General features: G+C 65.1%; 2 protein-coding genes and 1 pseudogene. All 3 read left to right on the forward strand.

Annotation, left to right across the window (positions count from 1 at the left end):
- The coding region (locus EN964_RS34085) for a quinoprotein dehydrogenase-associated putative ABC transporter substrate-binding protein (protein ID WP_127277408.1) at positions 1-613 on the forward strand (613 nt) is incomplete at its 5' end.
- Positions 610-1,143: a c-type cytochrome gene (locus EN964_RS34090; protein ID WP_127268117.1), complete on the forward strand. Its 534-nt coding sequence runs from the start codon at positions 610-612 to the stop codon at positions 1,141-1,143. The genes EN964_RS34085 and EN964_RS34090, both read left to right, overlap by 4 nt.
- Positions 1,140-1,573, forward strand: a pseudogene (locus EN964_RS34095) (cytochrome c oxidase subunit II); the annotation flags it as partial. The gene EN964_RS34090 and the pseudogene EN964_RS34095, both read left to right, overlap by 4 nt.

Below are 1,573 nucleotides of genomic sequence, written 5' to 3' on the forward strand. Positions count from 1 at the left end.
GCGGCGTGGCTTCATCCGCAACACGCTGAAGGCAGGCCTTTGCGATCTCGTGCCCGGCACGCCTGCCAATCTCGAAATGCTGCGCACGACCACGCCTTACTACCGTTCGTCTTATGTCTTCGTAACCCGCCAGGACGGCCCGGACGTGGCCTCCTTCAACGACCCGCGGTTGCAAGAATTGCGTATCGGTGTTCAGCTCATCGGCGACGACGGCGCCAACTCGCCGCCTGTCCAGGCGCTTGGCCGCCGCGGCATCGTCGGGCACCTCATCGGCTACCCCGTCTATGGCGACTACTCCGCTCCCAACCCTCCGGCGCGCATCGTCGAAGCTGTTGCGAACGGCGAGATCGATCTTGCCGTGGTTTGGGGTCCGCTCGCCGGCTATTTCGCCGAGAGGCAAAAGGTGTCGCTCCGGATCACGCCGGTCACGCCTCGCATCGACGGACCGCAACTGCCGCTAATGTACGACATCTCAATGGGTGTTCGGCGCGAGGACGATGCGCTGCGTGGCGATGTGAATAGCGCGCTTGCCAGACACAAGGCCGAGATCGACGCGGTTCTGGCGCAATACGGCGTACCGCGTCTGGACATGGCCGGGAGTCCGGCGCGATGAGGCAGGCTCTGGCGATGTTACTGCCCTTGACGCTGGCCCTGGTCGCCTGCCAGCGCGAGGAGCGCGACACGCGACCGCAATCGGCACTCGGCTCAGGTGAGCAGCCGACGCCCGTGACCACGTTGGAGCCGGGCGGACAGCGACCCTCCCCCACCGATAACAAGGCGGCGAGCTTCGAGGCCAACGCCTTCCACATGAGCGAGGGCAAACGCCTGTTCGGCTGGTTCAACTGCTCGGGCTGCCATGCCAATGGCGGTGGCGGCATGGGCCCGGCGCTCATGGACGAGAAGTGGCTCTACGGCAGCTCGATCGAAAGCATCCACGCCACGATCCGCGACGGCAGGCCGAACGGGATGCCGAGCTTCGGCCAGAAGATACCCGATGACCAGATATGGGAGCTGGCGGCATATGTGCGTGCACTGGGCGGCAACGCGCCCTCCTCCGCCGCGCCGCAACGCAATGACGGCATGATGGTGCATCCCTCGGAAAACCGTCTGCCGGATGCCGCGACACTGGGCAAATCACCGTGAAGCGCCCGGCCTCGGTGGCCTTCGCCCTCTGTGTCCTGCTTCTTCTGCAGGGATGCGCAGGCTGGCAGTCGGCGCTGGATCCGAAAGGCCCCGCAGCCGGCGAGTTGGCTTGGCTGATCTGGTTCTTCACCGCGCTTTGCGCGGTTGTGTGGGTGCTGGTGATGATCGCTCTCGCAGCACCGCTGGTTATGCGATCGCGTCCCGGCGATGAACCCCTCTTACTCGACGAAGCGGCCGAACGCCGCAAGATGCGCGTGGTCGCGTCCGCCGTCGGGCTGACCGCCATCATCCTGATCGGACTGACGCTGCTAAGCTTTTTCGCCAACAGGACGCTGGCTGCGATAGGCTCGGAGGCTGTGCTGACAATCAGGGTGACCGGGCACCAGTGGTGGTGGGAGTTGCGCTACGAGGATGCTACGCCGAGCCGTAT

The organism is Mesorhizobium sp. M7A.F.Ca.CA.001.10.2.1, assembly GCF_003998575.1.
Classification (GTDB): Bacteria; Pseudomonadota; Alphaproteobacteria; order Rhizobiales; family Rhizobiaceae; genus Mesorhizobium.

Coding starts and splice junctions, on each gene's coding strand:
- EN964_RS34090 (WP_127268117.1), top strand. CDS start 610: ATGAGGCAGGCTCTGGCGATGTTACTGCCCTTGACGCTGGCCCTGGTC.